Here is a 25,636-nt window from a genome sequence, read left to right on the forward strand (position 1 = left end):
TGCTCCTCGTTGGTGTTGCGCTGTTGGAATCGCTCGGGTCGCTGTGCCCACGGCCCGTGCCGCTGTGCCAGCTCACCGTCATTGTCCCGTACGTGCGGGTAGGACGTGAGCTGGGGGTCATGCCTCGCGCGTCGGGTCCTCGCCGCGGTCCAGGGCCTTCCACAGATCCTCCGGACGGTCGGGGTCGAGCGGGCGGGGGGCCTTGCGGGGGCGGGGCGTGCCGTCGCGCTCGTAGCGCCCGGACATCGTGGGCCACCGGTCGCCGTAGCGCAGGGCGAGCAGCCCGGCCAGCAGGATCAGCAGACCGCCGGCCGCCGTGACGTACGGCCAGGCGGTGTGGCTGAGGGCCGTGATGGTGGCGGCGCTGTCGCCGCTGGTCTGCGCGGCCTTCTCGTCCAGCGCCCCGCTGTCGGACGCGCCGAGGAAGGCGCTGAGCGCGGCGCCGAGTCCGCTGAGCGCGAGGAGTCCGGCGACCACGCGCCGGCCGGCGCCGCGTACGGCGAAGACGGCGACGAGGGCGGCCAGGCCGACGATCGCGAGGGCGGCGGGGAGTCCGGTGACGTCCTGCCCGTCGGCGCTCAGCGGCAGGCTGCCGCCGCCGACCGGGGCCTTGCCCTCGGCCCAGGTCTGCCCGGAGGCGAGCAGGACGACGGCCGCGCCGGCCGCCCCGAGGAGCAGGCCGGCGGCCAGGGTGCGGCGGCTCCCCGCACTGTCGGGCGCGGCGGCGGCTTCGGTACGGGGCTGGGGTACGGGGACGGCACTCACGTACTCCACTATCCCTCACCGGCCCGGAACGCCCCACCGCGCCCCTGGCGCGGGCGCACCGCTCAGGCGCCGCCGAGGCGGTTGGCGGTGTGGACGGCGCGGAGGACGGCCGCCGCCTTGTTGCGGCACTCGGTGTCCTCGGCAACCGGGTCGGAGTCGGCGACGACGCCCGCGCCCGCCTGGACGTACGCGGTGCCGTCGCGGAGCAGGGCGGTGCGGATGGCGATGGCGGTGTCGGAGTCCCCGGCGAAGTCGAGGTAGCCGACGCAGCCCCCGTACAGGCCCCGGCGGGTGGGTTCCAGCTCCTCGATGATCTGGAGGGCGCGGGGCTTGGGGGCGCCGGAGAGGGTGCCGGCGGGGAAGCAGGCGGTGAGCACGTCGAAGGCGGTGCGGCCCTCGGCGACCTTGCCGGTGACGGTGGAGACGATGTGCATCACGTGCGAGTAGCGCTCGATGGACATGAAGTCGACCACCTCGACGCTGCCCGGTTCGCAGACCCGGCCCAGGTCGTTGCGGCCGAGGTCGACCAGCATCAGGTGTTCGGCGCGCTCCTTGGGGTCGGCGAGGAGTTCGTCGGCGAGGGCCTGGTCCTCCTGCGGGGTGGCGCCGCGGTGCCGGGTTCCGGCGATGGGGTGGACCATCGCCCGGCCGTCCTCGACCTTGACCAGGGCCTCGGGGCTGGACCCGGCGACGTCGAAGCCGTCGAACCGGAAGAGGTACATGTACGGCGAGGGGTTGGTGGCGCGCAGGACCCGGTAGACGTCGAGGGCGCTCGCCGTGCACGGGGTCTCGAAGCGCTGGGAGGGCACCACCTGGAAGGCTTCGCCGGCCCGGATGCGCTCCTTCACGTCCTCGACGGCGTCCTGGTACGCCTTTCCGCCCCAGAGCGCGGTGTACGGGGGCAGCTCGGAGGGCGGCAGGGCGGCGGGGGCGTTCTCGACGGGGCGGCGCAGGTCGCGCTCCATCGCGTCGAGCCGGACGACGGCGTCGGCGTACGCCTCGTCCACGCCGGTGGCCAGGTCGTTGTGGTTGATGGCGTTGGCGATGAGCAGGACGCTGCCGTCCCAGTGGTCCAGGACCGCGAGGTCGGAGGTGAGCAGCATGGTCAGCTCGGGGAGCTTCAGGTCGTCCCCGCCGCTCTCGCCGATCTTCTCCAGGCGGCGCACGATGTCGTAGCCGAGGTAGCCGACCATGCCGCCGGTGAAGGGCGGCAGGCCGGACTCCCGGTCGTGCGGGGTGTGCAGGGCCTCGATGGTGGCGCGCAGGGCGTGCAGCGGGTCGCCGTCGACGGGGACGCCGACCGGCGGGGTGCCCAGCCAGTGGGCCTCGCCGTCGCGGGTGGTCAGCGTGGCGGCGCTGCGTACGCCGATGAAGGAGTAGCGCGACCAGGTGCGGCCGTTCTCGGCGGATTCCAGGAGGAAGGTGCCGGTGCGCTCGCCCGCGAGCTTGCGGTAGAGGCCGACGGGGGTGTCGCCGTCCGCGAGGAGGCGGCGGGTGACGGGGATGACGCGCCGGTCGACGGCCAGCTTGCGGAAGGTGTCGAGGTCCATGGCGGCAGACCCTACTGTCCGAGGAACAGGACGTCGGCGTCGAAGCAGGTGCGGTCGCCGGTGTGGCAGGCGGCACCGGTCTGGTCGACCTTCACCAGGACGGTGTCGGCGTCGCAGTCCAGGGCGACGGACTTGACCAGCTGGATGTGGCCCGAGGTGTCGCCCTTGACCCAGTACTCCTGGCGGCTGCGGGACCAGTAGGTGCACCGGCCGGTGGTGAGGGTGCGGTGCAGCGCCTCGTCGTCCATCCAGCCCAGCATCAGTACCTCGCCGGTGTCGTACTGCTGGGCGACGGCCGGGACCAGTCCGTCGGCGCCCCGCTTGAGGCGGGCGGCGATGGCGGGGTCGAGGGCGCTGGCGGTCCGGGGGGTGCCGGGCTGGGGCGTGCTGCTCATGGGCCCATTGTGCCGTGGCGGCGCGGGGTGTCCGGGCGGGCGTCCACTGGGCGGACGGGGGACGGCGGTCGTACGCTGGCGGGCATGTCGACCCATGCGAAGCGCGAACGTCTCCTGCTCGCCGACCTGTTGGAGGCGGCGGGTCCGCAGGCTCCGACCCTGTGCCAGGGCTGGACGGCCCGTGATCTCGCGGCCCATGTGGTGGTGCGGGAGCGGCGGCCGGACGCGGCGGCCGGGATCGTCATCGGGCCGCTGAGGAGCCGCCGGGACCGGGTCATGGCGGAGTTCACCGAGAAGCCGTACGAGGAGCTGATCCAGCTCATCCGCACCGGGCCGCCCCGGATGTCCCCGTTCGGCCTGAAGCAGCTGGACGAGGCGGCGAACACGGTGGAGTTCTACATCCACACGGAGGACGTGCGCCGGGCGCAGCCCGACTGGACGCCCCGTGAGCTGGACCCGGTCTTCGCGGACGTGCTGTGGGCGCGTACGGAGAAGGCGGCGCGGATGCTGGGCCGGAAGGCGCCGGTGGGCCTGGTGCTGCGCCGCCCGGACGGGCAGACCGCGGTGGCGCACCGGGGGACGCCGGTGGTGACGGTGACCGGTGAGCCGGGCGAGCTGCTGCTGTTCGCGTTCGGGCGGCAGGACGCGGCCCGGGTGGAGCTGGAGGGCGAGCCGGAGGCGATCGGCCGGGTGACGACGGCGAAGCTGGGCATGTAGCCCGCGTACGCCCCGGTCAGCGCGGGAGTTCCGCGCGGCGCAGCGGGGCGAGGACGAGGCCGGTGGCCGCGCCGGCGAAGCACAGGGAGGCGCTGGCGACGAAGACCGGACCGGTGCCCCAGAGGGCGACGGCGGCGCCGGTGACGGGGTAGCTGAGCGGCGCGAGGGCGTGCGTGAAGAGGGTGAAGACCGAGGTGACGCGGCCCAGGTAGGCCGGGTCGGTGACGGTCTGCATGAGCGCGCCGCACAGCGAGCCGCCGAGGCCGGCGAAGAGGCCGACGAGGACCGCGACGGTCGCGGCGAGCGGTACGGAGGGCACGTATGCCAGGGCCGCGATGGCGAAGGACCCGACCACGACGGTCAGGCACATGACCAGTCCGGCCCTGGGGACCCGGCCGCGTACGGCGAGGAGCAGGGCGGAGGCGCCCGCGCCGGTACCGAAGGCGGCGACGACCCAGCCCATGCCGGCGGCTCCCCAGCCGCGTTCGTCGCTGAGCAGGATGAGGCCGAGGTTGAGGGGGCCGACGTAGCCGAGTTCGCTGACGGCGACGACGAGCATCAGGGGCCCGAGGAGCGGGTGGCGGCGGATGTGGCGGAGCCCGTCGGTCAGGTCGCGCCAGGCGGTGCCGGCGGGCGCGGCGGTCTCCGGTGCGGGCAGCGCGCGCATGCGTACGGCCAGCAGGAGCGGGAGCGACACGGCGAAGAGGACTCCGGCCGCGGCGAAGGCGAGGGCCGGGCCGCCGAGGGCGACGGCGACGCCGCCGAGCGGGGCGCCGACGACGTTGGCGGTACGGGTGGCGAGGCCGCGCATGCCCTGGACGCGGGCGAGCTGGGAGGCGGCGGTGATCCGGGGCGGCAGGGCGCCGACGGCGGGCAGGAAGAGGGCGTCGACGGCGCCGAAGACGAGTGCGACGGCGATCAGCATCCACACCGTGGGCGAGGTGAGCAGCAGGGCCCCGGCGAGGCCGAGTACGACCAGGCAGCGGGCGGTGTCGCTGCCCACGACCACGCGGCGCGGGCCGAGCCGGTCGGCGAGCACTCCCCCGCCGAGCAGGAGCACCGCCCGGGGTATGGAGCCGGCGGCGAGCACCAGGCCGGTCTGCGAGGCGCTGCCGGTGCGTGCGGCGGCCCAGGCGAGGGCCATGTAGTAGACGCTGTCGCCGATCATGGACGCGGTGTACGCGCCGAGCCAGCGCAGGACGTTGCCGTCGCGGTGGGCCGGGCGGGCGGGGGCCTCGGCGGGGGCGGGCTGGGTGGCGGTCACGGTCTCGTCCTCTCGTCGGGCCGGGTCGTCGTAGGGCCGGGTCAGGTGCGGAACGGGAAGCCGTAGACGTGGAGGGCGACGTTCTCGCGGTCCTCGCCGTCGCCGGCCTCCTCGCGGGCGCGGCCCTGCTGCTCGTAGCGCTTGATGAGGTCGTTCATCTCGGAGGCGAGCGCCGCGAGCTCCTCAGCGGTCAGCCGGGCGAGGTACTCGGAGCTGAACGAGGCGCTGCGCCACTCGGCGGGCCAGGTGCGGTACGCGTCGAGGTGGCGGCGGTACATCTCGACGTGCTGGTCGTACGAGAGCCGGCCGACGGCGGCGTGGGTGGCGGCCTTCTCGGGCGCGTCGCTGAAGTCCTCGTCGTGGAAGGTCAGCCCCTCCGAAGCGGGCTGCCACCAGCGCTCGCGGCCGTCCCTGCCCTCGCGGTCGGCCTCCTCGATCAGGCCGTGGTCGGCGAGCTTGCGCAGGTGGTAGCTGACGAGCGAGACCGCCTCGTCGACCTGCTCGGCGAGCTGGGATGCGGTGGCCTGCCGGGCGATGTAGAGGGCCCGGTAGAGCCTCATCCGCAGGGGGTGCCCGAATGCCTTGAGGGTGCCGAGGTCGGAGACCCGGCGTGATGCGTCGCGTGCCATGCCCCGAGCGTAGACAGGAAAGAAAAGTTGCACAATATCTATTGCGCAAGAAACGCTGCACTTCTTCTCGCGCGGGTCCCCTTCCGGCCGTCGCGGGAGCCCAGGTGCCCGAGCAGGAAGCCGGCCGGGATGGTGAGCAGGCCGGGCGTCTGGAGCGGGAACCAGTGGAAGTCACGGCCCGGGAAGAGCGCGATGGGCGTGCCCGAGAAGGCGGGCGAGAACACCATCAGGACCGCGATGAGCGGCAGCGTCCCGTACACCGTCCAGCGCACCCCGCGCGCGGTGAAGCCCGGCCGGAACAGCGCGTACAGCAGGACCGGCGGCAGGACGGAGGCCGCCGCCGCGAAGGAGAGCGAGAGCAGGACCTGCGGGTTGCGGTCATGGGTGTACGTGGACGCCCAGACGGCGACCGCGCCGGTCAGGACCACCGCGAGACGGGCCCGCAGGATCTCGCGCCCCGCGGACCGCACGGAGCGCCCCGCCGTACGCGCTCTGCTCCTCGCCGCGAAGTCGCGGGCCAGGGACGAGGCGGCGGCGAGGGTGATACCGGCGACGGCGGCCAGCGTGGTGACGAAGACCGCGCAGGCCACGCACGCGAAGAGCAGGCTCTCGCGCGGCCCGCCGGCGCCCGGGTCGAGCGCGCCGGTCACCATGAGCAGCGCGGTGCCGCCGGCCGGGTCCGCCCCCTGGATGGCCTTGTGCCCGAGCAGCGCGGACGCGCCGAGTCCGGCGACGACGATCCCGGTGCACAGCACGGCCACCGGGACCACCGCCCACACGGTCGCGCGGCGCACCGTCCGGCGGTCGCGCATCGGGTGCAGCCGCATCGTGATGTGCGGCATGCACGCGGCCCCGAGGAGCAGGGTGAGCTGGAAGCCCAGCAGGTCCAGGGTGCCGGCGGGTCCGTGGCCGAACTGGAGCCCGGGGCGGGCGTACGCACCGCCGGCCCCGCTGCCGCGGCGCGCGGCGTCGAACAGGGCGAACGGGTTCCAGCCGAAGCGGGCGAGCACCAGACCGGCGAGCAGGGTGACCGCCGCCAGGGCGACCGCGACCTTGAGGATCTGCACGTACCCGGTGCCCCGCATGCCGCCGACCGCGGAGTAGCAGACCATCAGGGCGCCGCCGGCCACGGTGCAACTGGTCAGCGCGCCGTCGGGCAGCCCGAACATGGCGGCCATCACCCGCCCGGCGGTGGCGAGCTGGACCAGGAGCAGCGGGGTGAGGACCACCAGCGTCGTGATGCCGAGGGCGCGGCGCACGGAGGGGTCGCCGAGCCGGTCCGCGAGGAAGTCGCCGAGCGTGAACACGCCGCTGCGGCGCATCGGTTCGGCCAGGACCCGCATCACCAGGACCAGCGAGACGACCGTGGCCAGGGCGAACAGCACCCCGTCGAACCCGGCCAGCGCGACGGAGCCGGTCGTCGAGAGCAGCGTGGCGGCGGAGAGGTAGTCCCCGGCGACGGCGAGCCCGCTCCCGGCGGGGCCGAGCGCGGAGCCGCCGCCCGCGTAGAAGTGCTCCGGATCGTCCTGGTCGGCGGCGGCCAGCCCGCACAGCAGCAGCGAGACGGCGACGAACGCGAGGAACACGACGACCGCGAGTGAGCGGGCGTCGAAACCGCCGGTCACCGCCGGGGCCCGGGGGTGGTGGGCCGGGACCCTGGGGCAGCGAGGGGAATCAGGCGCGGAGAAGGCATGCGGTTACGGCATCAGGCCCCCGGCCCGGCGTACAGCGGGTCGCCCCGGGGCGCGGCAGGGGTACAGGCCGTACCGGCGGGGACTGTGCGGGGGCACAGGGCGCGCCCCGCACGCCCCGCGCCCCCTCGGTCCGGCGGCGGTCAGTCCGGCAGCAGGCGGCGGGCCGTCAGGGCCAGGGAGACCTCGGTCGCGTCCGAGGGGCGGGTCAGGCAGCGGCCGGTGAGCTGTTCGAAGCGGCGGAGGCGGTTGAGGACGGTGTTGCGGTGGCAGTAGAGGCGGGCTCCGGCCCGGGGCGCCGAGCCGTCCGCGTCGAACCACGCGGTGAGCGTTTCGATGAGCACGTCCCGGTCGGCCGCGTCCAGCCGGTCCAGGGGGCCCAGCACCCGGTCGGCGAGGGCCGCGCCGAGCGCCGGGGACGAGACCACCAGGGCGGCGGGCAGGTGTTCGTCGAGCAGGACGGTCCCGCCGTCCGCCGGGCAGGCCCGCAGCGCCGTGTCCGCGAGGCGCCGGGCGTCCCCGACCGCCGCAAGGCCGTCCACCGCCGAGCCGATGCCGGCCCGGGCCCCGGGCGGTACGCGCAGGCCGGCGGCCAGCGCGGCGAGGGCGTCCGCCGGGTCCGTGCCGCCGGACCGGCCCAGCGACAGGACGGCGTACTCCGCCTCGGGCCCCGCGTGCCACACGGCGTCCGTGCCGGCGGGCAGCTCCAGGGGCGGGTGCGCCGTGCCGTGCGGGGAGCGGCGGGCGTCGCGCAGCGCCAGCACCGCGTACCGGCCGTCCTCCGGCAGGCCGAGGGCCGCCGCCGTGTCCGGGAGGTCGGCGATCTGGGCGGTGCCGTCGAGCAGCGCGGCCGTCATCAGGCGGTGCCGGTTCTCCCGGCGCCAGGCGAGGCGGCGTTCCGCCCTGCGGTAGGCGTCGGCGACGATCGCGCAGTGCTCGTCCACGAAGTTCCAGACGTCCGCGGCGACATGGACCAGCAGCCGGACGTCCTCGGGGTGGCGGCGGGCGGTCTCGTCCACCAGGTCCTGCCAGACCATCGCCCCGCCCATCCGGAACGCGTGCAGGACCGCGTCCAGCGGCACCCCCTGCTCGGCCCGGACCTCACCGATCCGCCGCGACGTGCGGTGCGCGGCGTCCCGGAACTCGCGGGGCTGGATGAGCGAGCCCACGTTGTGCCGCAGCGAGTGGTGCACCTCCTGCCAGATCTCCGCCGGGTCGGCCTCGATCGCGGCACGGTAGCCGGGCTCCCGCTCCCGCAGCGCCTCCACCATCCGGTCCGTCAGCTCCGGGAGCGCCGCCACCAGCACCCGGGCGGCCCGGTGCAGGACGGCGACGGCCTCGCGGTCGGCCAGCGAACGGAAGCGGCGCGGGACCGGGACGACGGGCGGCGGCGCGGGCAGCGCCCTGACCCGTGAACGTACGACCTGTGGCATGGCGGCCTCCACCGGGATTCGGCCGGCTCGGTGAACGGCCGGCTCCGGCACGCCCCGCCCACGACGGAGCCGCGGGCGCACCGAATGATCCTGACGCCCGCAGAATGACATACCGCCCAGTCGGTACCTAGAGGTGTGCGGCCTCCTTCTCATCACGGTCCTGCAACCTTGGTGGTCTCAGCCCCCGTTCCCGAGCAGCCCGGCCAGCTCCGTCCGCGAGCGCACGCCCAGGGCGGCGAACACGTTGCGCAGGTGGTGGTCGACGGTCCGGGTGCTCACCGAGAGCCGCCGTGCGACCTCCCGGTTGGTGGCCCCCTCGGCCACGCACCGGGCGATCCGCTCCTGTTGCGGGGTGAGCGCCGCCAGCGGGGCGGCCGCCCCGGAGGGGCCCGGCACCTCCACCGCCTCACCGGCGGCCCGCAGTTCGCCGCTCGCCCGGGCGGCCCAGGCCGCGGCCCCGCACCGTTCGAACCCGACCAGGGCGTCCCGCAACGGCTCGCGGGCCTCGCGGGTGCGGCGGCGCCTGCGCAGCCAGGACCCGAACAGCAGCCGGGTACGGGCCTGTTCGAAGTCGCCGCCCGCCCGGTCGTGATGGGCGAGCGCCTCCCCGTACCGCCCGGCCGCCTCGCCCACCGGCGCCAGCAGGGCCCGGCAGCGGGCGAGTTGGGCGGGGACCTGGGGGTCCGTGGTGCGCGTCGCCCACACGGCGAACTCCGCCACCGCCTCGGCCACCGGTTCCGCTCCCCCGCCCCGGACCGCCCGCCCGGCCAGCACGGACGCCTCGACGTAACAGGGCACGGCGAGCATCCGGGTGGCGAAGTGGCCGCGCCGGGGCCCGGGCCGGACCAGCGGGTCGAGCCGCGCCGCCGCCTCCGCCGGGCGCCCGGCCGCCAGATCGGCGCGCGCCAGCGCCCAGGTGGCCAGGGTCTCCGCCTGGACGAGCCCGTGCGGCGCGGCGCCCGCGAGCGCGGCACCGGCGTGCGCCGCGCACTCCCGCGTCCCGCTCTCCACGGAGGCGGCGAGGGCGAGTACGGCGTGCAGGTGGGCCGCGGTGTTGAGCCCCCCGGTACGGCGTGCCGCGCGCAGGCCGTCCAGCGCGTGGGCACGGGCCCGGGCGTGCCGCCCGGCGCGCAGCTCCGCGTAGGCGAGGTGTTCCAGGGCCTGCGGCAGCAGGGCGTCGGCACCGCCCGCGTGTACGGCGGCCAGCGCGCGGGTCCCGGCCCGGCAGGCGGCGTCGAGGTCGCCGAGGACAAGCCCGGCCGCTCCGGCCCGCAACAGCGCCCCGGGGTCGCGGGCGCCGGAGTCGAGACAGCGGCGCAGCAGCAGGTGCCCGGCACCGATCCGCCCGCGCAGCACGGCGCACATCCCGTCCCGGTAGTGGGCCAGGTCCCGGTCGGCGCCGTCCGCGGTGATACGGGTCAGCGCGTCGAGGTACCCGAGCGCGTCCCCCGCCGCCCAGGCGGCCTCGGCGGCCCCGAGCAGGGCGTTCCGGGCGCGCCCGGGGTCGTGCGGGGCGAGCAGGGCGGCGGCGGTGAGCAGGGTCTCGTGGGCGTCGGGGGCGGGTCCGCCGGCGAGGGCGAGCAGGCCGCGCACGTGGTGGGCGGGGCCGGGGGCGGCGCCCGCCCGTGCCAGCGCGGCGCGGGCCCGCCCCGGCTCGCCCGCGAGGCGGTACTGCTCGGCCGCCGCCGCGTACCGGGCGGCCCTGTCCGCCTCGTCCGGGGTCAGCGCGGCGGCGTGGGTGAGGGCGGTCGCGCGGTCGGCGTGCGGGCGGGGCGGGGCGGCGGCCGCCTCCAGTGCGGCCGCGAGCGGGGCGTCGGGTCCGGGGGACGCGCAGGCCCGCTGGATCAGGGCGGCGAACCCGGGCGCGAGCAGGCCGGCGAGCAGGTCGTGCACTGCGCGGCGGCGGTCCGGGGGCGCCCGGTGCAGGAGGGCGCGGCGCAGCAGGGGCTCGCCGAAGTGGACGCGGTCGCCGGCCCGCCGGAGCGCACCGGCCGTGCCGCCGGGCGTGTGCAGGGCCAGGTCGCACGCGGCGGGCGGGACGGCGGCCGACGCGGCGGCGCGGCGTACGAGAGCGAGGTCGGCGCCCGCGCCCTCCGGCTCGTGCGCGTGCGCGGCGGCCGCGACCAGGAGGAGGGTCCGGGTGGCGGCGGGGAGGTGGCCGACGCGGTCGGCGTGGGCGGCCAGGACCTCGTCCCCGCCGGGCAAGGGGTGCGGCAGCGGCGCCCGCCCGGCGAGCTGGGCCGGGGTGAGGCGGGCGGTGAGCGCGGTGAGCAGTCCGGGATTCCCGGCCGCCTCCCGGAGCAGTGCGCCCCGCACCACCGGATCGGCCCGGTCCGCCCCGGTGAGCCGGTCCAGGAGCGCCGAGGCCGCGCCGTCGTCCAGGGGGCCGGGGCGCAGGGCCGGCAGCCCGGCGAAGCCGGCCTCGTCCCCGGCGGCGATCAGCACGGCGGCCCGGCTGCCCGGCCCGAGCCGGCGGGCGGCGAAGGCGAGGGCGGCACGGGAATCGGGGTCCCAGAGGTGGGCGTCGTCCACGCACACCAGGAGGGGCCGCCCGCCGCCGAGCCGCCGGAGGAGGGCGAGGAAGGCCGCGGGCGGGAGGCCGTCGCGCAGCACGCGGTCGGGGTCGCCGGGCGCGGGACCCGCAGCGCACAGCAACGCGTGCAGCCCGCTGTACGGCACCCACCGCTCGTCGGGTGCGCCGACGGCATGAAGGGCGTGGCCCGCGCCCCGGTCGCGGTAGGCGGCGACGGCGTGGGCGAGGAGGGCCGTGCGGCCCGAGCCCGGCGGGGCCGTCAGGACCAGCGCGCCGCCGTCGCCGTGGCGAAGGCGCGTCAACAGGGTCTCCAGGGCGGCGAGTTCACCGCTGCGGCCGTACAGCCGGAGCGGACTGTGCACGGTCGTGGGGGGAGTCACGCCGGGCACACTAGGCTTCCGGGGCGCGGCCCGGAAGGTGCGCGTACGGCGAGGGGGCGCCCTCCCAGGGGAGGACGCCCCACACCTGTGCACACGCACAGTCCGGGCGGTCAGCGCACCGGGTGACCGGCCTCCGCCAGCGCGCCCTTGACCTCCCAGATCCGCAGGTCGCCGAAGTGGAAGACGGACGCGGCCAGGACCGCGTCGGCCCCGGCGCCGACGGCCGGCGCGAAGTCCGCGAGCCGGCCGGCGCCTCCGGAGGCGATGACGGGGACGCTGACGTGCTCGCGGACGGCGGCGATCATCTCGGTGTCGTAGCCGTCCTTCGTGCCGTCGGCGTCCATCGAGTTGAGCAGGATCTCGCCGGCGCCGAGCTCCGCCGCCCGGTGGGCCCACTCGACGGCGTCGATGCCGGTGCCCCGGCGGCCGCCGTGCGTGGTGACCTCGAACGTGCCCTCGGGGGTGCGCCGGGCGTCCACCGAGAGCACCAGGACCTGGCGGCCGAAGCGCTCGGCGATCTCCCGGATCAGCTCGGGCCGGGCAATGGCCGCCGTGTTGACGCCGACCTTGTCCGCGCCGGCCCGCAGCAGCTTGTCGACGTCGTCCGGGGTGCGGACGCCGCCGCCCACCGTGAGCGGGATGAAGACCTGCTCGGCGGTGCGGCGCACCACGTCGTAGGTGGTCTCCCGGTCGCCGCTGGACGCGGTGATGTCCAGGAAGGTCAGCTCGTCGGCGCCCTCGGCGTCGTACAGCTTCGCCATCTCGACGGGGTCGCCCGCGTCCCGCAGGTTCTGGAAGTTGACGCCCTTGACGACCCGGCCGTTGTCCACGTCGAGGCAGGGGATGACGCGTACCGCGAGGCTCATCGCGCACCCGCCCGGTACGCCTCGACCTCGACCTCGACGACCAGGCCCGGGTCCACGAAGCCGGAGACGACGACCATGGTGGCGGCGGGGCGCACCGCGTCGAACAGCTCCTTGTGGGCGCGGCCGACCTCGTCGGTGTCGCGGGCGTGCATGACGTACATCCGGGTGCGGACGACGTCCTCGCGGCCGAGACCCAGCTCCTTCAGCGCCTCGAAGGCGACGTTGAACGCGGTGACGGTCTGGTCGTACGGCCCGCCTGCGGCGATCTCGCCGCCGACCACCGACGTGCAGCCGGACACGAGCACCAGGCCGTTCGGCAGTGCGACGGCGCGGGAGTAGCCGAACTTCTCCTCCCAGGGGGCGCCGGAGGAGACGCGGCGCACGGACGCGGCGGAGTCGGTCATGCGGAGACCGCCTCCAGCGCCTCTTCCAGGGTGAACGCCTTCGCGTACAGGGCCTTGCCGACGATCGCACCCTCGACGCCCGCCGGGACGAGCGAGGCGATGGCGCGCAGGTCGTCCAGCGAGGAGACGCCGCCGGAGGCGACGACGGGCTTGTCGGTGGCGGCGCAGACGTTCTTCAGGAGCTCCAGGTTGGGGCCCTGGAGCGTGCCGTCCTTGGCGATGTCGGTGACGACGTAGCGGGCGCAGCCCTCGGAGTCGAGGCGGGCCAGCGTCTCGTAGAGGTCGCCGCCGTCGCGGGTCCAGCCCCGGCCGCGCAGCGTGGTGCCGCGCACGTCGAGGCCGACGGCGATCTTGTCGCCGTGCTCGGCGATGACCTTGGCGACCCACTCGGGGGTCTCCAGTGCGGCGGTGCCGAGGTTGACCCGGCGGCAGCCGGTGGCGAGGGCGGCGGCGAGCGAGGCGTCGTCGCGGATGCCGCCGGACAGCTCGACCTTGATGTCCATGGCGCCGGCGACCTCGGCGATGAGGGTCCGGTTGTCCCCGGTGCCGAAGGCGGCGTCCAGGTCGACCAGGTGCAGCCACTCGGCGCCGGCGCGCTGCCAGGCGAGTGCGGCCTCCAGCGGGGAGCCGTAGGAGGTCTCGGAGCCGGACTCGCCGTGCACCAGGCGGACCGCCTGGCCGTCGCGGACGTCTACGGCGGGGAGCAGTTCAAGCTTCGGCATTACAGCGTCTCGATCCAGTTGGTCAGCAGCTGGGCGCCGGCATCGCCGGACTTCTCGGGGTGGAACTGGGTGGCCCACAGCGCGCCGTTCTCCACGGCCGCCACGAACCGTTCGCCGTGCGTGGCCCAGGTGACCCTGGGGGCACGGATCTTCGGGTTGGTCACTTCGAGGTCCCAGTCGTGCGCCGCGTACGAGTGCACGAAGTAGTACCGGGCACCGGCGTCGAGTCCCGCGAACAGCTGGGAGTCCTCGGGGGCTTCGACGGTGTTCCAGCCCATGTGCGGGACGACGTCGGCCTTCAGCGGGCCGACCGTGCCGGGCCACTCGTCCAGGCCCTCGGTCTCCACACCGTGCTCGATGCCGCGCTCGAACAGGATCTGCATGCCGACGCAGATGCCCATGACGGGGCGTCCGCCGGCCAGCCTGCGGCCGATGACCCACTCGCCGCGGGCCTTCTTCAGGCCCTCCATGCACGCCGAGAACGCGCCGACGCCGGGCACCAGCAGCCCGTCCGCGTTCATCGCGGCGTCGAAGTCGCGGGTGATCTCGACGTCCGCGCCGACGTGGGCGAGGGCGCGTTCGGCGGAACGGACGTTGCCGAAGCCGTAGTCGAAGACGACGACCTTCTTCTTCGTATCCACGTGTCGCTCGTCGCTTCCTAGTCCCAGAGACCTTGAATGCGCAGGACGCCCGCCACCAGGCACATCAGTGAGCCGATGGAGAGCAGGACGATGACGCCCTTGGGCATGCCCTGCTTGGAGAAGGAGTAGACCCCGCCGGCCAGGAACAGGCCGACCAGGATCAGGACGGTGTTGAGGCCGGTCACAGGGCGCCCTTCGTGGACGGGAGGATTCCGGCCGCGCGCGGGTCGCGCTCGCTGGCGTACCGCAGGGCCCGGGCGAGCGCCTTGAACTGGCACTCCACGATGTGGTGCGCGTTGCGCCCGTACGGGACGTGGACGTGCAGGGCGATCTGCGCCTGGGCGACGAACGACTCCAGGATGTGCCGGGTCATCGTCGTGTCGTACGCGCCGATCATCGGCGCCATGTTCTCGGGCTCGGTGTGCACCAGGTAGGGGCGGCCGGAGAGGTCGACGGTGACCTGGGCGAGCGACTCGTCCAGCGGGACGGTGCAGTTGCCGAAGCGGTAGATGCCGACCTTGTCGCCGAGCGCCTGCTTGAAGGCGGCTCCGAGTGCGAGGGCGGTGTCCTCGATGGTGTGGTGCGAGTCGATGTGCAGGTCGCCGTCGGTCTTGACGGTGAGGTCGAAAAGACCGTGCCGGCCGAGCTGGTCGAGCATGTGGTCGTAGAAGCCGACCCCGGTCGCGACGTCGACCTTGCCGGTCCCGTCGAGGTTGATCTCGACCAGGACGGACGTCTCCTTCGTGGTGCGCTCCACGCGGCCTGTGCGGGGGTTCATGCGTCGTGCTCCTTCTTCAGTCCGCGCACCGCATCGAGGAACGCGTCGTTCTCTGCCGGGGTCCCCGCGGAGACCCGCAGCCATCCCGGTACGCCGTTGTCCCGGACCAGGACGCCCCGGTCGAGGATCTGCCGCCAGGCGGTGTGGCTGTCGGCGAAGCGGCCGAACTGGACGAAGTTGGCGTCCGAGTCGGTGACGTCGAAGCCGAGGCCGCGCAGCTCGGTGACGAGCCGGTCGCGCTCGCTCTTGAGCTGCGCGACGTACCCGAGGAGCGTATCGGTGTGCTCCAGGGCGGCGAGCGCGGTGGCCTGGGTGACGGAGGACAGGTGGTACGGCAGCCGGACCAGCTGCACCGCGTCGACCACGGCGGGGTCGGCGGCCAGGTAGCCGAGGCGGAGCCCGGCGGCGCCGAACGCCTTCGACATGGTCCGCGAGAGGACCAGGTGGCGTCGGCCCTCGATCAGCGGGAGCAGCGAGGGGCGGTGGCTGAACTCGCCGTAGGCCTCGTCCACGACGACCATCGAAGGACCTGCGGCCTGCGCGGCCTCGTACAGCGCGAGGACGGTGTCGGCGTCGACGGCGGTGCCGGTGGGGTTGTTGGGGGAGGTGATGAAGACGACGTCGGGGCGGCGCTCGGCGATGGCGGCGCGGGCGGCGTCGATGTCGATGGTGAAGTCCTCGTTGCGCGGCCCGGAGATCCAGCCGGTGCCGGTGCCCCGGGAGATGAGGGCGTGCATCGAGTAGGAGGGCTCGAAGCCGATAGCGGTGCGGCCGGGCCCGCCGAAGGTCTGGAGCAGCTGCTGGAGGACCTCGTTGGAGCCGTTGGCGGCCCAGACGTTGGCGGCCTCGACGCGGTGCCCGGCGGTGCGGGTGAGGTAGCGGGCGAGCTCGGTGCGCAGTTCGACGGCGTCGCGGTCGGGGTAGCGGTTGAGGTCGCGGGCGGCCTCGCGGACCCGTTCGGCGATGCGGTCGACCAGGGCGTCGGGCAGCGGGTAGGGGTTCTCGTTGGTGTTGAGCCGTACGGGGACGTCGAGCTGGGGCGCGCCGTACGGGGACTGGCCGCGCAGTTCGTCGCGGAGGGGCAGGGTGTCCCAGGGGTTGGCCGTGGGGCCGCCCGCGTTGTTCTTCGTCACTGCTGGGGAACCTTCCACCCGAACCTGGCCTTGAGCGCGGCGCCGTGGGCGGGGAGGTCCTCCGCCTCGGCGAGGGTCACCACGTGGTGGGTGACCTCGGCGAGCGCGTCGCGCGTGTAGTCGACGATGTGGATGCCGCGCAGGAAGGACTGCACGGACAGGCCCGAGGAGTGGCAGGCGCAGCCGCCGGTGGGCAGGACGTGGTTGGAGCCCGCGCAGTAGTCGCCGAGCGAGACGGGCGACCAGGGGCCGACGAAGACCGCTCCGGCGTTGCGGACCCGGTCGGCGAGCGCGGCGGCGTCGGCGGTCTGGATCTCCAGGTGCTCGGCGGCGTACGCGTTGACGACGGTGAGGCCGTCCTCCAGGTCGTTGACCAGGACGATCGCGGACTGCCGGCCGGCCAGGGCGGGCTCGATGCGCTCCTGGACGTGCTTGGTCGCGGCGACCTGGGTGACCAGCTCGGCCTCGGTGGCGGCGGCCAGTTCCTCGGAATCGGTGACGAGGACGGCGGCGGCCATCGGGTCGTGCTCGGCCTGGCTGATCAGGTCGGCGGCGACGTGCACCGGGTCGGCGGTGGCGTCGGCCAGGATCGCGATCTCGGTGGGTCCGGCTTCGGCGTCGATGCCGATGCGGCCCTTGAGGAGGCGCTTGGCGGCGGCGACGTAGATGTTGCCGGGGCCGGTGACCAGGTCGACGGGCAGGCAGTCCGCGGTGCCGTACGCGAACATCGCGACGGCCTGGGCGCCGCCGGCGGCGTAGACCTCGTCCACCCCAAGCAATGCACAGGCGGCCAGGATCGTGGGGTGCGGCAGTCCGCCGAACTCCGGACCATCCCCGGATGTGCGGGGAGCGGCCTGGGGTGGAGAGGCTACGGCCAGCGACGTTACGCCAGCTTCCTGAGCAGGCACAACGTTCATCACCACGGACGAGGGATAGACCGAACGGCCGCCCGGCACGTAGAGCCCGACGCGGTCGACGGGGACCCACTTCTCGGTGACCGTGCCGCCGGGGACGACCTGGGTGGTGTGCGTGGTGCGGCGCTGGGCGCGGTGGACGAGACGGGCGCGGCGGATGGACTCGTCGAGGGCGGCGCGGACGGCCGGGTCGAGCTCGTCCAGCGCCCGGGTGAGGGCGGCGGCGGGCACCCGGACCGATTCCAGCCGGACGCCGTCGAACTTCTCCCCCCAGTCGATCACTGCCGCCGAGCCACGATGGCGTACGTCCTCGCAGATGGGCCGCACCGTCTCCAGGGCGGCTTCCACGTCGAACTCGGCACGGGGCAGCAGGTCGCGCAGGGCGCCGCCCTCGGGGAGGGCATCGCCGCGCAGATCGATTCGAGAGATCACACCGCAATTCTCTCAGACCGCCGCGCACGGCCGGACGGCCGTATCACTGGCTGATACATGCCGGCGCTGTGACGGCTGACTATGTGCGTTCATTCCGTCACTCAGAGGGAATAACGGGATCACGCCTCCGGACGAAAGGGGCACCGGTGACGGAGCGGCACGACGATGATCTCCCGGACGGCCTCAGCGCGGCGGAGCTGGGCATGTGGCAGTCCTTCCGGAACGGCACGACCTACGACCTGCGGTCCCGCGACCGGGCCCGCGACGATCCCTTCGCCCCGCACGAGTGGGGCCCCGAGCGCAGTGTGGCGGCCCGGGTCGTCGCCCGGCTGCTGCTGAGCGGTCCGCCGCCCCGGCCGGGCCGGGTGACGGCGCTGAAGCTCCGGGGCGTACGGATCACGGGGAAGCTGGACCTGGCGGGCGGGCGCGTCGATCCGTACGTGGAGCTGACCGGCTGCCGGTTCGACGAGGAGGTGGCGTTCCCGGAGTGCCACTTCACGACCCTGCGGCTCGTGGGGTGCGCGGTGCCCCGCTTCGACGCGGCCCGGCTGCGCACCGAGGGCGATCTGCATCTGCCGCGCTGCCGGGTGGAGCGCGGCATCCGGCTCACGGACGCCCAGATCGGCACGGACCTGCTGGTCAACCAGATCGAGGTCGGCCCGGACCGGCAGGGGCGGGCCCTGCTCGGCGACGGGCTGACGGTCGCCCAGGACCTCCAGGCCGAGATGGCGGACATGCTGGGCGAGCTGAGTCTGCGCGGGGCGAAGGTGGGCGGCTCGCTGAGCCTGCGCGGCAGCCGGCTGCGGGCGGCCCGGGGCCGCCGCGCGCTGAACGCCCCGCAGCTCAGCGTCGAGCGGACGCTGTACATGAGCGAGGCGTGGGTCAGCGTCGACACGGGGAACCAGGGCACCACTCCCCCGTACGGCATCACCACGTCGCCGGCCCCCGCGCACGGTACCCGCTCGCAGGTGTTCCGCTGCCGGGGCGGGGTGCGGCTGGACGACGGCAGGTTCGGTGACGCGGTGGACCTGCACAAGGCGGTGTTCGTGCTGGACACGCACGAGGAGCTGTCGCTGCGCCGGACGGTCACGCCGGAGCTGCGGTTCAACCCGGAGCGCCCGGTGCGCGGCCGGGTGGTGCTCAACGGCGCGAAGGTCGTCACGCTGATCGACGTCTCCACGAGCTGGCCGGGCCCGGGCGGGCTCGCGATGGGCGGGTTCGTGTACGAGAACCTCGTCCCGTACGGGCACTTCCCGCTCTCCCGTCGCCTGGAGTGGGTGGCGGCGGCGACCCCGGAGTACGTGCCGGAGCCCTACGAGCGGCTGGCGGCGGTCCTCCGCGGCTGCGGCGAGGACGCGGACGCCCGGGAGGTGCTGCTCGCCAAGCAGCGCCGCCGCCGCGAGACCCTGCCGCCGGCCGGGAAGCTCTGGGGCTACCTCCAGGACTGGACGGTGGCGTACGGGTACCGGCCCGGGCGGGCCGCGGTGTGGATGGCGGTGCTGTGGGCGGCGGGCACGCTGGCCTTCTCGCGGTACGACCCGGCCTCGATCAAGGGCGCGGAGCATCCGCAGTGGAACGCGGCGCTGTACGCGCTGGATCTGCTGATCCCGGTGATCGACCTCGGCCAGCAGGGCTACTGGCGGCTGGAGGGCGGCTGGCAGTGGATGGCGGCCGGGCTGGTCCTGGTGGGGTGGATACTGGCCACCACGGTCGCGGCGGGTGCCTCGCGGCTGCTGCGCCGCGGCTGACCGCCGGGCGCCGGAGCGGGCGGCCGTCCCCGGTGACGGCGGGCCGCACGGCACCGGGCCACAGCCGGGACGGACCACGGGCTTTCTGCCCAGGACCAGCGAGAATCAGCCGGAATCCGCGCATTCTTTTACCGCTCCTTGACCGATGGCCGGGCAACCCATCCACTCGGCACAAATGCTTCACAGCGCTCCCCTTGGCGCCGCCTCCACCAGCGCTTTTCAATGGTCTGCACCATGCCTTTCCTCCGCGCTCTGCTCCGAACCGCGCGCGTGATCCGGCACACCCCGGCGCTCTCCACCGGGTTGCCCGCGGACCACGCGGTGCTGCTCGACGCCCCCGACGAACGGCTCTCCCCCGCGCTGGTGGCCGCCGCGGCCGGGGAGTACGAACCGGCCGCGAAGCTCCTGGCGACCACCCGGGACGCGGCCGAGTGGGAGAGCCGGGACCGCTATCTGAGACGGCTCGTCGCGTTCGCCCGGAACCGGGACGGCTGGCTCGCGGACTGGCTGGCCGCCGCGCCGCACGATCCGGACGCGCTGCTCGTCAAGGCACAGCTCGCGGTCGACCGCGCCTGGGAGTCCCCGGCGCGCGCGGAGCAGCTGCGCGAGGTGGGGCCGCTGATCACGGCGGCCGCGGCCGGTGATCCGCGCGACCCGGTGCCCTGGCGCCTCGCGCTCGACCACGCCCGGGGCACGCAGGCCACGCACACCACGTTCGAGGCGCTGTGGGAGCAGGCCCTCCAGCGTTCCACGCACCACTACGGCTGCCATGTCGCCGCGCTCCAGTACCTGTCGGCCGCCTGGTACGGCTCGCACCGGGAGTGCTTCGACTTCGCGGAGCGGGCTGCCGAGGACTCGGTGCCCAGCTCCCTGGTCCAGGCGCTGCCGCTGCGCGCGGCCTTCGCGATGCTGACCGAGGGGGCGTGGGACGCCCGGTCGACCTCGGTCCAGGAGGAGCGGATCGACGCGGCGGCGGATCTGGCGATCTCCCTGTCGGCGGCCTTCGCCCCGGGCGACCCGTGGCCGGCCGAGGTCCGCAATCTGCTCGCGTACGTCCTGGTGGTGCGGGGCCGGTGGGCGGAGGCGCTGGAGCAGTTCGGCCGGATCGGCGCGCACGCGTCCTCGTTCCCGTGGGCTTCGGTGTCCGGCGATCCGCTGGGCCGGTTCCTGGACGCGCGGGACAGCGCACGGCTGCGGGTGGCCTCCGGGACCCCGCTGTGGCAAGGCTCCGGACGCGGACGGGCGCGCGGCCATTACGCTTGACCGCTGTGACCACCGCTCGCCTGCCTCTGTTCCCGCTGAACGCGGTGCTGTTCCCGGGCCTCGTGCTGCCCCTCAACGTCTTCGAGGAGCGATATCGCGCCATGATGCGGGAGCTCCTCACCATCGACGAGGACGAACCGCGCCGGTTCGCCGTGGTCGCCATCCGGGACGGCCGGGAGACCGCTGTGACGGGTCTCGGCATGCCTGAGGCGGTCCGCAAGCCCGTCGAACGCGGCCCGGGCGACGGCTTCGGCGCCGATCCCCTCCAGTCGCTGCACCGGGTGGGCTGCGTCGCCGACGCCGCGACCGTCCGGGAGCGCGCGGACGGCAGCTTCGAGGTCCTGGCCACCGGCACCACGCGGGTCCGGCTCCTGTCCGTGGACGCGTCCGGCCCCTTCCTCACGGCCGAGCTGGAGGAGCTGGAGGAAGACCCGGGCGACGAGGCGGGCCCGCTCGCCGAAGGCGTCCTGCGGGCCTTCCGCGGCTACCAGAAGCGCCTGGCGGGTGCGAGCGAGCGCTCCCTCACCACGGGCGCGGACCTGCCGGACGACCCGTCGGTCGTCTCGTACCTGGTCGCCTCGACGGTGGTCCTGGACGTTCCCGCCAAGCAGCGGCTCCTCCAGGCCCCGGACACCGCGACCCGCCTCCGCGAGGAGCTGCGGCTCCTGCGTTCGGAGACGGCGGTGATCCGGCACCTGCCGTCGCTGCCCGCGGTGGACCTGACCGTCGCCCCGACGCACCCCAACTGACGCGATGGCGAAGAAGCAGAAGAAATCCCAGTCCGGCGGCACCCCCGCCACGGTCGCCCTGACGGCGGCGGGCACGGCGTTCACCGTGCACGCGTACGACCACGACCCGGCGTCGCCCTCCTACGGCGAGGAGGCGGCCCAGGCCCTGGGCGTCTCCCCCGACCGCGTCTTCAAGACCCTGGTCGCCGACGTGGACGGCCGCCTGACCGTCGCGGTCGTCCCGGTGGCCGGGAGCCTCGACCTGAAGGCGCTGGCCGCGGCGGCGGGCGGCAAACGCGCCACGATGGCGGACCCGGCGGCGGCGGAACGCACCACGGGCTACGTCCGGGGCGGCATCTCCCCCCTGGGCCAGCGCAAACGCCTCCCCACGATCCTGGACGCGTCGGCCCGCGCCCACACGACGATCTGCGTCTCGGCGGGCCGCCGCGGCCTGGAGGTGGAGCTGTCCCCGGAGGACCTGGCGGCGCTGACGGGCGCGGTGTTCGCGGACATCGGCCGGGGCTGAGCGGGGGCTGTCCAGCCCGTCCGGCGTCTGAGGACCGGGGTCCGGGGCGGAGCCCCGGTTTCGGGAACGGGCGGGGAGGGGAACAAGCCCCGCGCTGCGGCCCTACGCTCCGTCGGAGGGCGCGCCGGACCCCGACGACGGCGCCCCGGACGACGGCGCCGAAGGCGCCCCGGGCCCCCACCCCCCGGAGGACGCCCACTCCCCCTCGAACTCCCGCGGCCCCCAAGCCGCGGTCAGCCCCAGATGCACCACCATCGCCGCCAGCCCCCAAGCCAGCAGCACCCCGTACGCGTGCATCTCCAACGGCGCGTCGAACACGACCCCCTTGCCGACCTCCCGCGCATGCGCGACCACGTCGGACGTGGGCCCCAGCCGCGTCCCGAGCTGCCACGCCAGCAGCGACCCGAGCACACTGCCGACCGCGAGCCCCAGCGTCAGCAGGATCCCGCCGCGCCGGTGGAACCAGAAGACGAGCCCCGCCGAGACCGCGCCGAACGCCAGCCCGAGGAGGGCGAACGTGCCGTCGGCCCCGATCGCCTCCTCGCCCTCGCTGTCGTTGAGGAACACCGCGGTGCTGTCGGAGACGAGCGGCACCCGGGGCGCGAGCCACAGCCACAGCAGCCCCATCAGCACACCGGCGACGGTCACCACGGCCGCGACGACGCCCGCTCGCCGCACATCCGCCGGCAGCTCGTTCCGGTCCGCCCCCGGCGAGGGCGCCAGGTGGGAACCGTACGGAGCAGCACCGGGCTCACCCCCCGGAGCCGGCTTCCGCCAGTCGTGGTGGTCGTCGGACGAGGGCCTGTTCGGCGGCGTCAGAGGTGCGGTCACCGTGCCATCGTGCCAGGCGCCCGCGAGCCGCGCCTCACCGGACCGCCGCCCTGCGGTACGCCCAGGTGGCCACGGCGAGCGAGACCACACCGACGACGGCGCAGACCGCGAGGTCGAGCGCGACGACCGCCCAGTCGGGACGGGCGCCGAAGGACCGGGCCAGCGCCTCCACCCCGTACGTGGACGGCAGCAGGTCGCGCGCCCAGCCCACCGGCTCCGGCAGCCGGTCGGCCGGCAGGACGCCCAGCAGGAGCGCGGCGGACATGCCCAGCTGCCCGAGCAGCGTGGCGAGCTCCTGGCGCGGGGCGAGGAGCCCCAGCGCGGCGCCGAGGCCCGAGAGCGCCGCGCCGGACAGCGGCACGACGGCCACGAGCACCCACAGATGCCCCATCGGCAGCCCGAACAGCACACTGCCGGTCACCGCCGTGACCACGGTCCCGGGCACGGTGAAGGAGGCGTACGCCCCCGCCGCGCCGAGCACGACGGCGGCGGGCGGCACGGGCAGGGTGGCGTAGTGGTCGAGCCCGCCGCCCGCCCGGAGCTGCCCGAAGTACTGGGCGAGGAGGTTCAGCGCGACGAAGGCCACGACCAGGACGCTGGACCCGGCGACGACGGCCCGCGCCTCGGAACCGCCGTCCACCACCCCGCGCATGAGGACCATGATCCCGACCGACTGGAAGGTCGCCACGAACAGCAGCGGGATGCGGGCCACCCGGGCCCGGGAGAGCTGGGCGCGGTAGACGGCCGCGAGGGAGGGGAACAGCCGGGCCCGGGGGGCGAGCGTCGCGGCCGCCCCGGCCACCGCACCGATTGCGCTCATGCCTTCACCAGTCCCTTGGTCGCGCCGCCGCCGAGCGCGAGGTAGACGTCCTCCAGGCTCGGCGTCGCCAGGCTGAAGTCGTCGAGCGCCGCGAAGGCCGCGCCCCCGGTGACCGCGGCGACCGCCGCGCGTGCCTCGTCGGGCGCGAGCCGCAGCGTCCAGCGCCGCCCGGACTCCCGCGCACCCGCCCGCAGGGCCGCGACCTCGGGGATCTCCAGCGGGGCGCGCTCGCGCCACACCAGCTCGACCCGGACCTCCCCGGCGACGCGCTCCTTGAGCCCGGCGGGGGTGTCGCAGGCGATGACCTTGCCGCGTTCGACGACGGCGACCCGGTCGAGGACGGTCTCGGCCTCGATGACGTTGTGGGTGACGAGCAGGACCGTCGCACCGCGCTCCGCGCGCCGGCGGTCGACGGCGGCCCAGACGGCGCGCCGTGCCACCGGGTCCATGCCGGTCGTCGGCTCGTCCAGGACGAGCACGGGACGCTCCCCGACGAGCGCGGCGGCGAAGCAGGCGAGGCGCCGCTGGCCGCCGGAGAGCTTCTTCAGCGGCCGGTCCGCGAGGCCGGTGAGGCCGAGCTCGTCCAGGACGGCGTCGCGCTCGGCCCGGGCCTCGCGCAACGGAAGCCCGCGCAGCCGCCCGGTGGTCTCGGCGGCCAGGGCGACCGTCAGCTCGTCCAGCGCGGTGGACTCCTGCCCGAGGTAGCCGATCAGCCGGGAGGCCCGCTCGGGGTGGCGGACGAGGTCGTGGCCGAGGATGTCGACGCTGCCGGAGTCGGGCCGCATGAGCCCGGTGAGCTGGCGTACGAGGGTGGACTTGCCGGCTCCGTTGGGCCCGAGCAGTCCGAAGATCTCACCGCGCCGGACGTCGAGGCTGATGCCGTCGGTGGCGCGTACCCCGGGGGTCGCGGGCGCGCCGCGGCGGCCCCGGACCGGGGGGTAGGTCTTCACCAGATCGCGCACCGCGCACACGGTGCCGCTCGCCGTCGGCGCCTGTGCTGTCCCCGTATTCACGAGGTACGAGGGTACGGGGTCCGGGGACCGGCATTACGCCCGGGGCCGCACCGATCGGACATCGACGCCACGGACGGCGGCCGGGTGGAGCGGGCCCCGCGGGATCGGGGACTCAGTCCCCGGCGGGCGCGGATTTCCCGGCCTTCTCCGCCGCCCGCTCGGTCGCCGGGGCGTGGTCGGCGGCGGCCCGTACGTCGATCTCGCGCCAGAAGCCCGCCCTGATCGCGTACCGGTCGTGCTCGTCGATCTGGTCGTCCTTGTGGGCGAGGAGGCCGAAGCGGGCCGCGTACCGGAGGAGTTCGCCGTCGATGCGGTGCGGGATGCGCGGGTAGAGGGCGGAGAGCTTCGGCAGGTGGCCGGTCTCCGGGAGCCGTTCCATCCAGCGCCGGGCGAAGACCTGGCCCACCTCGAAGGGGTCGCCGCCGACCGTGGTGATGTCCTCCTCCCGGTCGGCCCAGCGCTGTTCGGCGCTGGTGAGCTGGGCGAGGGTCGGCAGGGACGCGGTCTCCGCGGGTTCGCCCAGTGGGCCGCCGCGCTCCACCCAGCCCCGGTCGGACGACCAGCGCAGGGTCGCCGCGGGCTGCGGGGCGGGATGCCGCTCGGCCGGTCCGGCGGGCCCGCGCAGGGTGCCGGCCAGGTCCTTCGGGGTGGGCACGCCCTTGGTGCCGTGCCCGTGCGCGGACTGGGCGGGGCTCTCACCGGGCCGGGGGGCCGCCTCCTCGTCGTCGCGGGCCGCCTCGGCCTGCGCGGCGGCCCGGGACGCGCGCTCGGCGGAGGCGGCGAGGGCCGATTCGGGCAGCGGGGCGGAGAGGATCGCGGCGATCTCGGGGCGCGGGGCGGGCGGCGGGGCGCAGGGGCCGCCGGTCTCCTTGGCCCGGACGGCCTGGGTGATCCAGGCGCGGTCCAGGACGCGGCGCTCGTCGGCCTCGGCGACCAGGTCCTCGGACTGGTTGTAGTCGCCGTCGGCGGCCTGGACGGCCCAGAGGTGGACGGCGACGCCGTGTTCCTTGGCGGACATCAGGCCGGGCAGCAGGTCGCCGTCGCCGGTCACCAGGACCACGTCGGAGCAGGCGCGGTTGCGGGCGAGCTCGGTGAGCTCGGCGTGCATCGCCGCGTCGACACCCTTCTGCGCCCAGCGCCCGTCACTGCGGGTGAGGGCACCCAGCCGGACGGTGACCCGCGGCATCACGCGCAGCCTGCGGTGCTCGGGCTGCGGGACGCGGTCGGGGGCGCCGTCGAACCAGTAGATCCGCAGCAGCGGCTGCGCGGTGTCGGCCTCGGCGCGTTCGCGCAGCTGCTGGATGAGGGCCGCGTGGTCGACGGTGATGCGGGACCGGGCGGGCTCTCCTGCCAGCAGACTCGCGGCTGCGCCCAGCAGATAGCCGGCGTCCACCAGGACGACGCAACGGTCCACGCGTTCCACCCTCTTCCAGCCATTCGGGATCGGGTTTTCTCAAGGT

The 25,636-nt window shown here is 75.0% G+C and carries 25 protein-coding genes; 5 read left to right on the top strand and 20 right to left on the bottom strand.

Annotated features, from left to right (window positions below; translation table 11 throughout):
- Nucleotides 1-117 precede the first annotated feature (117 nt).
- From ACLQ2N_RS19410 to hisI, 3 genes are read right to left on the bottom strand one after another with little or no spacing between them, the layout of a single operon-like run.
- Nucleotides 118-774: a TIGR02234 family membrane protein gene (locus ACLQ2N_RS19410; protein WP_425814627.1), complete on the bottom strand. Its 657-nt coding sequence runs from the start codon at nucleotides 772-774 to the stop codon at nucleotides 118-120.
- Between the two features lie 53 nt (nucleotides 775-827).
- Nucleotides 828-2,315, bottom strand: coding sequence for an anthranilate synthase component I (locus ACLQ2N_RS19415; RefSeq protein ID WP_425814628.1), 1,488 nt, complete (start codon nucleotides 2,313-2,315; stop codon nucleotides 828-830).
- Between the two features lie 11 nt (nucleotides 2,316-2,326).
- The gene (hisI, locus tag ACLQ2N_RS19420; RefSeq protein ID WP_425814630.1) at nucleotides 2,327-2,710 is read right to left on the bottom strand and encodes a phosphoribosyl-AMP cyclohydrolase; all 384 of its coding nucleotides are present in this window, start codon (nucleotides 2,708-2,710) and stop codon (nucleotides 2,327-2,329) included.
- Nucleotides 2,711-2,794: 84 nt separating this feature from the next.
- On the opposite strand from hisI, the gene ACLQ2N_RS19425 reads away from it, so the two are divergent.
- Nucleotides 2,795-3,427 (top strand): TIGR03085 family metal-binding protein, encoded by a 633-nt coding sequence (locus ACLQ2N_RS19425; protein ID WP_425814632.1) that lies wholly within the window; start codon nucleotides 2,795-2,797, stop codon nucleotides 3,425-3,427.
- A gap of 16 nt (nucleotides 3,428-3,443) precedes the next feature.
- Here ACLQ2N_RS19425 and ACLQ2N_RS19430 read toward each other — a convergent pair whose 3' ends face one another.
- From ACLQ2N_RS19430 to hisD, 13 genes are all read right to left on the bottom strand, one after another.
- On the bottom strand, nucleotides 3,444-4,691 hold the full coding sequence (locus ACLQ2N_RS19430) for an MFS transporter (protein WP_425814634.1): 1,248 nt from the start codon (nucleotides 4,689-4,691) through the stop codon (nucleotides 3,444-3,446).
- A gap of 41 nt (nucleotides 4,692-4,732) precedes the next feature.
- Nucleotides 4,733-5,320 carry an ArsR/SmtB family transcription factor gene (locus tag ACLQ2N_RS19435; protein ID WP_425814636.1) on the bottom strand — a complete coding sequence of 196 codons (588 nt, stop codon included), beginning with the start codon at nucleotides 5,318-5,320 and terminating at the stop codon, nucleotides 4,733-4,735.
- 38 nt (nucleotides 5,321-5,358) lie between these two features.
- Nucleotides 5,359-6,945 (bottom strand): cation acetate symporter, encoded by a 1,587-nt coding sequence (locus ACLQ2N_RS19440; RefSeq protein WP_425814638.1) that lies wholly within the window; start codon nucleotides 6,943-6,945, stop codon nucleotides 5,359-5,361.
- Between the two features lie 209 nt (nucleotides 6,946-7,154).
- Nucleotides 7,155-8,444 (bottom strand): PucR family transcriptional regulator, encoded by a 1,290-nt coding sequence (locus ACLQ2N_RS19445; protein ID WP_425814640.1) that lies wholly within the window; start codon nucleotides 8,442-8,444, stop codon nucleotides 7,155-7,157.
- 177 nt (nucleotides 8,445-8,621) lie between these two features.
- Nucleotides 8,622-11,339 (bottom strand): AAA family ATPase, encoded by a 2,718-nt coding sequence (locus ACLQ2N_RS19450; RefSeq protein ID WP_425815027.1) that lies wholly within the window; start codon nucleotides 11,337-11,339, stop codon nucleotides 8,622-8,624.
- Nucleotides 11,340-11,467: 128 nt separating this feature from the next.
- Nucleotides 11,468-12,223 carry an imidazole glycerol phosphate synthase subunit HisF gene (gene hisF / locus ACLQ2N_RS19455; protein ID WP_425814642.1) on the bottom strand — a complete coding sequence of 252 codons (756 nt, stop codon included), beginning with the start codon at nucleotides 12,221-12,223 and terminating at the stop codon, nucleotides 11,468-11,470.
- On the bottom strand, nucleotides 12,220-12,627 hold the full coding sequence (locus ACLQ2N_RS19460; protein ID WP_425814644.1) for a RidA family protein: 408 nt from the start codon (nucleotides 12,625-12,627) through the stop codon (nucleotides 12,220-12,222). The genes hisF and ACLQ2N_RS19460 overlap by 4 nt, the downstream gene beginning before the upstream one ends.
- Nucleotides 12,624-13,349 (bottom strand): bifunctional 1-(5-phosphoribosyl)-5-((5-phosphoribosylamino)methylideneamino)imidazole-4-carboxamide isomerase/phosphoribosylanthranilate isomerase PriA, encoded by a 726-nt coding sequence (priA, locus tag ACLQ2N_RS19465; protein WP_239225529.1) that lies wholly within the window; start codon nucleotides 13,347-13,349, stop codon nucleotides 12,624-12,626. Before priA ends, ACLQ2N_RS19460 begins: the two co-directional genes overlap by 4 nt.
- Nucleotides 13,349-13,990 carry an imidazole glycerol phosphate synthase subunit HisH gene (gene hisH / locus ACLQ2N_RS19470; protein WP_073864622.1) on the bottom strand — a complete coding sequence of 214 codons (642 nt, stop codon included), beginning with the start codon at nucleotides 13,988-13,990 and terminating at the stop codon, nucleotides 13,349-13,351. The genes priA and hisH overlap by 1 nt, the downstream gene beginning before the upstream one ends.
- A 17-nt stretch (nucleotides 13,991-14,007) precedes the next feature.
- Nucleotides 14,008-14,175, bottom strand: a complete 168-nt coding sequence (locus ACLQ2N_RS19475; RefSeq protein ID WP_425814647.1) for a hypothetical protein — start codon at nucleotides 14,173-14,175, stop codon at nucleotides 14,008-14,010.
- Nucleotides 14,172-14,768 (bottom strand): imidazoleglycerol-phosphate dehydratase HisB, encoded by a 597-nt coding sequence (gene hisB, locus ACLQ2N_RS19480; RefSeq protein ID WP_073968221.1) that lies wholly within the window; start codon nucleotides 14,766-14,768, stop codon nucleotides 14,172-14,174. Before hisB ends, ACLQ2N_RS19475 begins: the two co-directional genes overlap by 4 nt.
- Nucleotides 14,765-15,901, bottom strand: a complete 1,137-nt coding sequence (locus tag ACLQ2N_RS19485) for a histidinol-phosphate transaminase (RefSeq protein WP_425814649.1) — start codon at nucleotides 15,899-15,901, stop codon at nucleotides 14,765-14,767. The genes hisB and ACLQ2N_RS19485 overlap by 4 nt, the downstream gene beginning before the upstream one ends.
- Entirely contained in the window at nucleotides 15,898-17,247 is a 1,350-nt protein-coding gene (hisD, locus tag ACLQ2N_RS19490; protein WP_425814651.1) for a histidinol dehydrogenase, read from the bottom strand. The genes ACLQ2N_RS19485 and hisD overlap by 4 nt, the downstream gene beginning before the upstream one ends.
- Before the next feature lie 146 nt (nucleotides 17,248-17,393).
- Between hisD and ACLQ2N_RS19495 the strand changes: the two genes are divergently transcribed.
- The 4 genes from ACLQ2N_RS19495 (at nucleotide 17,394) to ybaK (ending at nucleotide 21,512) form a co-directional block, all read left to right on the top strand.
- Nucleotides 17,394-18,995, top strand: coding sequence for an oxidoreductase (locus tag ACLQ2N_RS19495; protein ID WP_425814653.1), 1,602 nt, complete (start codon nucleotides 17,394-17,396; stop codon nucleotides 18,993-18,995).
- Nucleotides 18,996-19,217: 222 nt separating this feature from the next.
- A complete protein-coding gene (locus tag ACLQ2N_RS19500) occupies nucleotides 19,218-20,258 on the top strand; it encodes a hypothetical protein (protein ID WP_425814655.1) in 1,041 nt (346 codons plus the stop codon).
- A gap of 5 nt (nucleotides 20,259-20,263) precedes the next feature.
- Nucleotides 20,264-21,007, top strand: coding sequence for an LON peptidase substrate-binding domain-containing protein (locus ACLQ2N_RS19505; RefSeq protein WP_383298477.1), 744 nt, complete (start codon nucleotides 20,264-20,266; stop codon nucleotides 21,005-21,007).
- 4 nt (nucleotides 21,008-21,011) lie between these two features.
- Nucleotides 21,012-21,512, top strand: coding sequence for a Cys-tRNA(Pro) deacylase (gene ybaK / locus ACLQ2N_RS19510; RefSeq protein WP_425814657.1), 501 nt, complete (start codon nucleotides 21,012-21,014; stop codon nucleotides 21,510-21,512).
- 102 nt (nucleotides 21,513-21,614) lie between these two features.
- Here ybaK and ACLQ2N_RS19515 read toward each other — a convergent pair whose 3' ends face one another.
- The 4 genes from ACLQ2N_RS19515 to ACLQ2N_RS19530 form a co-directional block, all read right to left on the bottom strand.
- Entirely contained in the window at nucleotides 21,615-22,343 is a 729-nt protein-coding gene (locus tag ACLQ2N_RS19515; protein WP_425814659.1) for an ABC transporter permease, read from the bottom strand.
- 34 nt (nucleotides 22,344-22,377) lie between these two features.
- Nucleotides 22,378-23,163, bottom strand: coding sequence for an ABC transporter permease (locus ACLQ2N_RS19520; protein WP_425814661.1), 786 nt, complete (start codon nucleotides 23,161-23,163; stop codon nucleotides 22,378-22,380).
- Nucleotides 23,160-24,134 carry an ABC transporter ATP-binding protein gene (locus ACLQ2N_RS19525; RefSeq protein WP_425815029.1) on the bottom strand — a complete coding sequence of 325 codons (975 nt, stop codon included), beginning with the start codon at nucleotides 24,132-24,134 and terminating at the stop codon, nucleotides 23,160-23,162. The genes ACLQ2N_RS19520 and ACLQ2N_RS19525 overlap by 4 nt, the downstream gene beginning before the upstream one ends.
- 154 nt (nucleotides 24,135-24,288) lie before the next feature.
- Nucleotides 24,289-25,599 (bottom strand): NYN domain-containing protein, encoded by a 1,311-nt coding sequence (locus ACLQ2N_RS19530; RefSeq protein ID WP_425814663.1) that lies wholly within the window; start codon nucleotides 25,597-25,599, stop codon nucleotides 24,289-24,291.
- Nucleotides 25,600-25,636 lie beyond the last annotated feature (37 nt).

The organism is Streptomyces sp. DT224 (assembly GCF_049844595.1).
GTDB lineage: Bacteria > Actinomycetota > Actinomycetes > Streptomycetales > Streptomycetaceae > Streptomyces.

Excerpts from the sequence above, each read along its gene's own strand:
- ACLQ2N_RS19435 (WP_425814636.1), bottom strand. The coding sequence starts at position 5,320 with ATGGCACGCGACGCATCACGCCGGGTCTCCGACCTCGGCACCCTCAAG.
- ACLQ2N_RS19445 (WP_425814640.1), bottom strand. The coding sequence starts at position 8,444 with ATGCCACAGGTCGTACGTTCACGGGTCAGGGCGCTGCCCGCGCCGCCG.
- hisI (WP_425814630.1), bottom strand. The coding sequence starts at position 2,710 with ATGAGCAGCACGCCCCAGCCCGGCACCCCCCGGACCGCCAGCGCCCTC.
- ACLQ2N_RS19460 (WP_425814644.1), bottom strand. The coding sequence starts at position 12,627 with ATGACCGACTCCGCCGCGTCCGTGCGCCGCGTCTCCTCCGGCGCCCCC.
- hisB (WP_073968221.1), bottom strand. The coding sequence starts at position 14,768 with ATGAACCCCCGCACAGGCCGCGTGGAGCGCACCACGAAGGAGACGTCC.
- ACLQ2N_RS19520 (WP_425814661.1), bottom strand. The coding sequence starts at position 23,163 with ATGAGCGCAATCGGTGCGGTGGCCGGGGCGGCCGCGACGCTCGCCCCC.
- ACLQ2N_RS19425 (WP_425814632.1), top strand. The coding sequence starts at position 2,795 with ATGTCGACCCATGCGAAGCGCGAACGTCTCCTGCTCGCCGACCTGTTG.
- ybaK (WP_425814657.1), top strand. The coding sequence starts at position 21,012 with ATGGCGAAGAAGCAGAAGAAATCCCAGTCCGGCGGCACCCCCGCCACG.
- ACLQ2N_RS19415 (WP_425814628.1), bottom strand. The coding sequence starts at position 2,315 with ATGGACCTCGACACCTTCCGCAAGCTGGCCGTCGACCGGCGCGTCATC.
- priA (WP_239225529.1), bottom strand. The coding sequence starts at position 13,349 with ATGCCGAAGCTTGAACTGCTCCCCGCCGTAGACGTCCGCGACGGCCAG.
- hisF (WP_425814642.1), bottom strand. The coding sequence starts at position 12,223 with ATGAGCCTCGCGGTACGCGTCATCCCCTGCCTCGACGTGGACAACGGC.
- ACLQ2N_RS19500 (WP_425814655.1), top strand. The coding sequence starts at position 19,218 with ATGGTCTGCACCATGCCTTTCCTCCGCGCTCTGCTCCGAACCGCGCGC.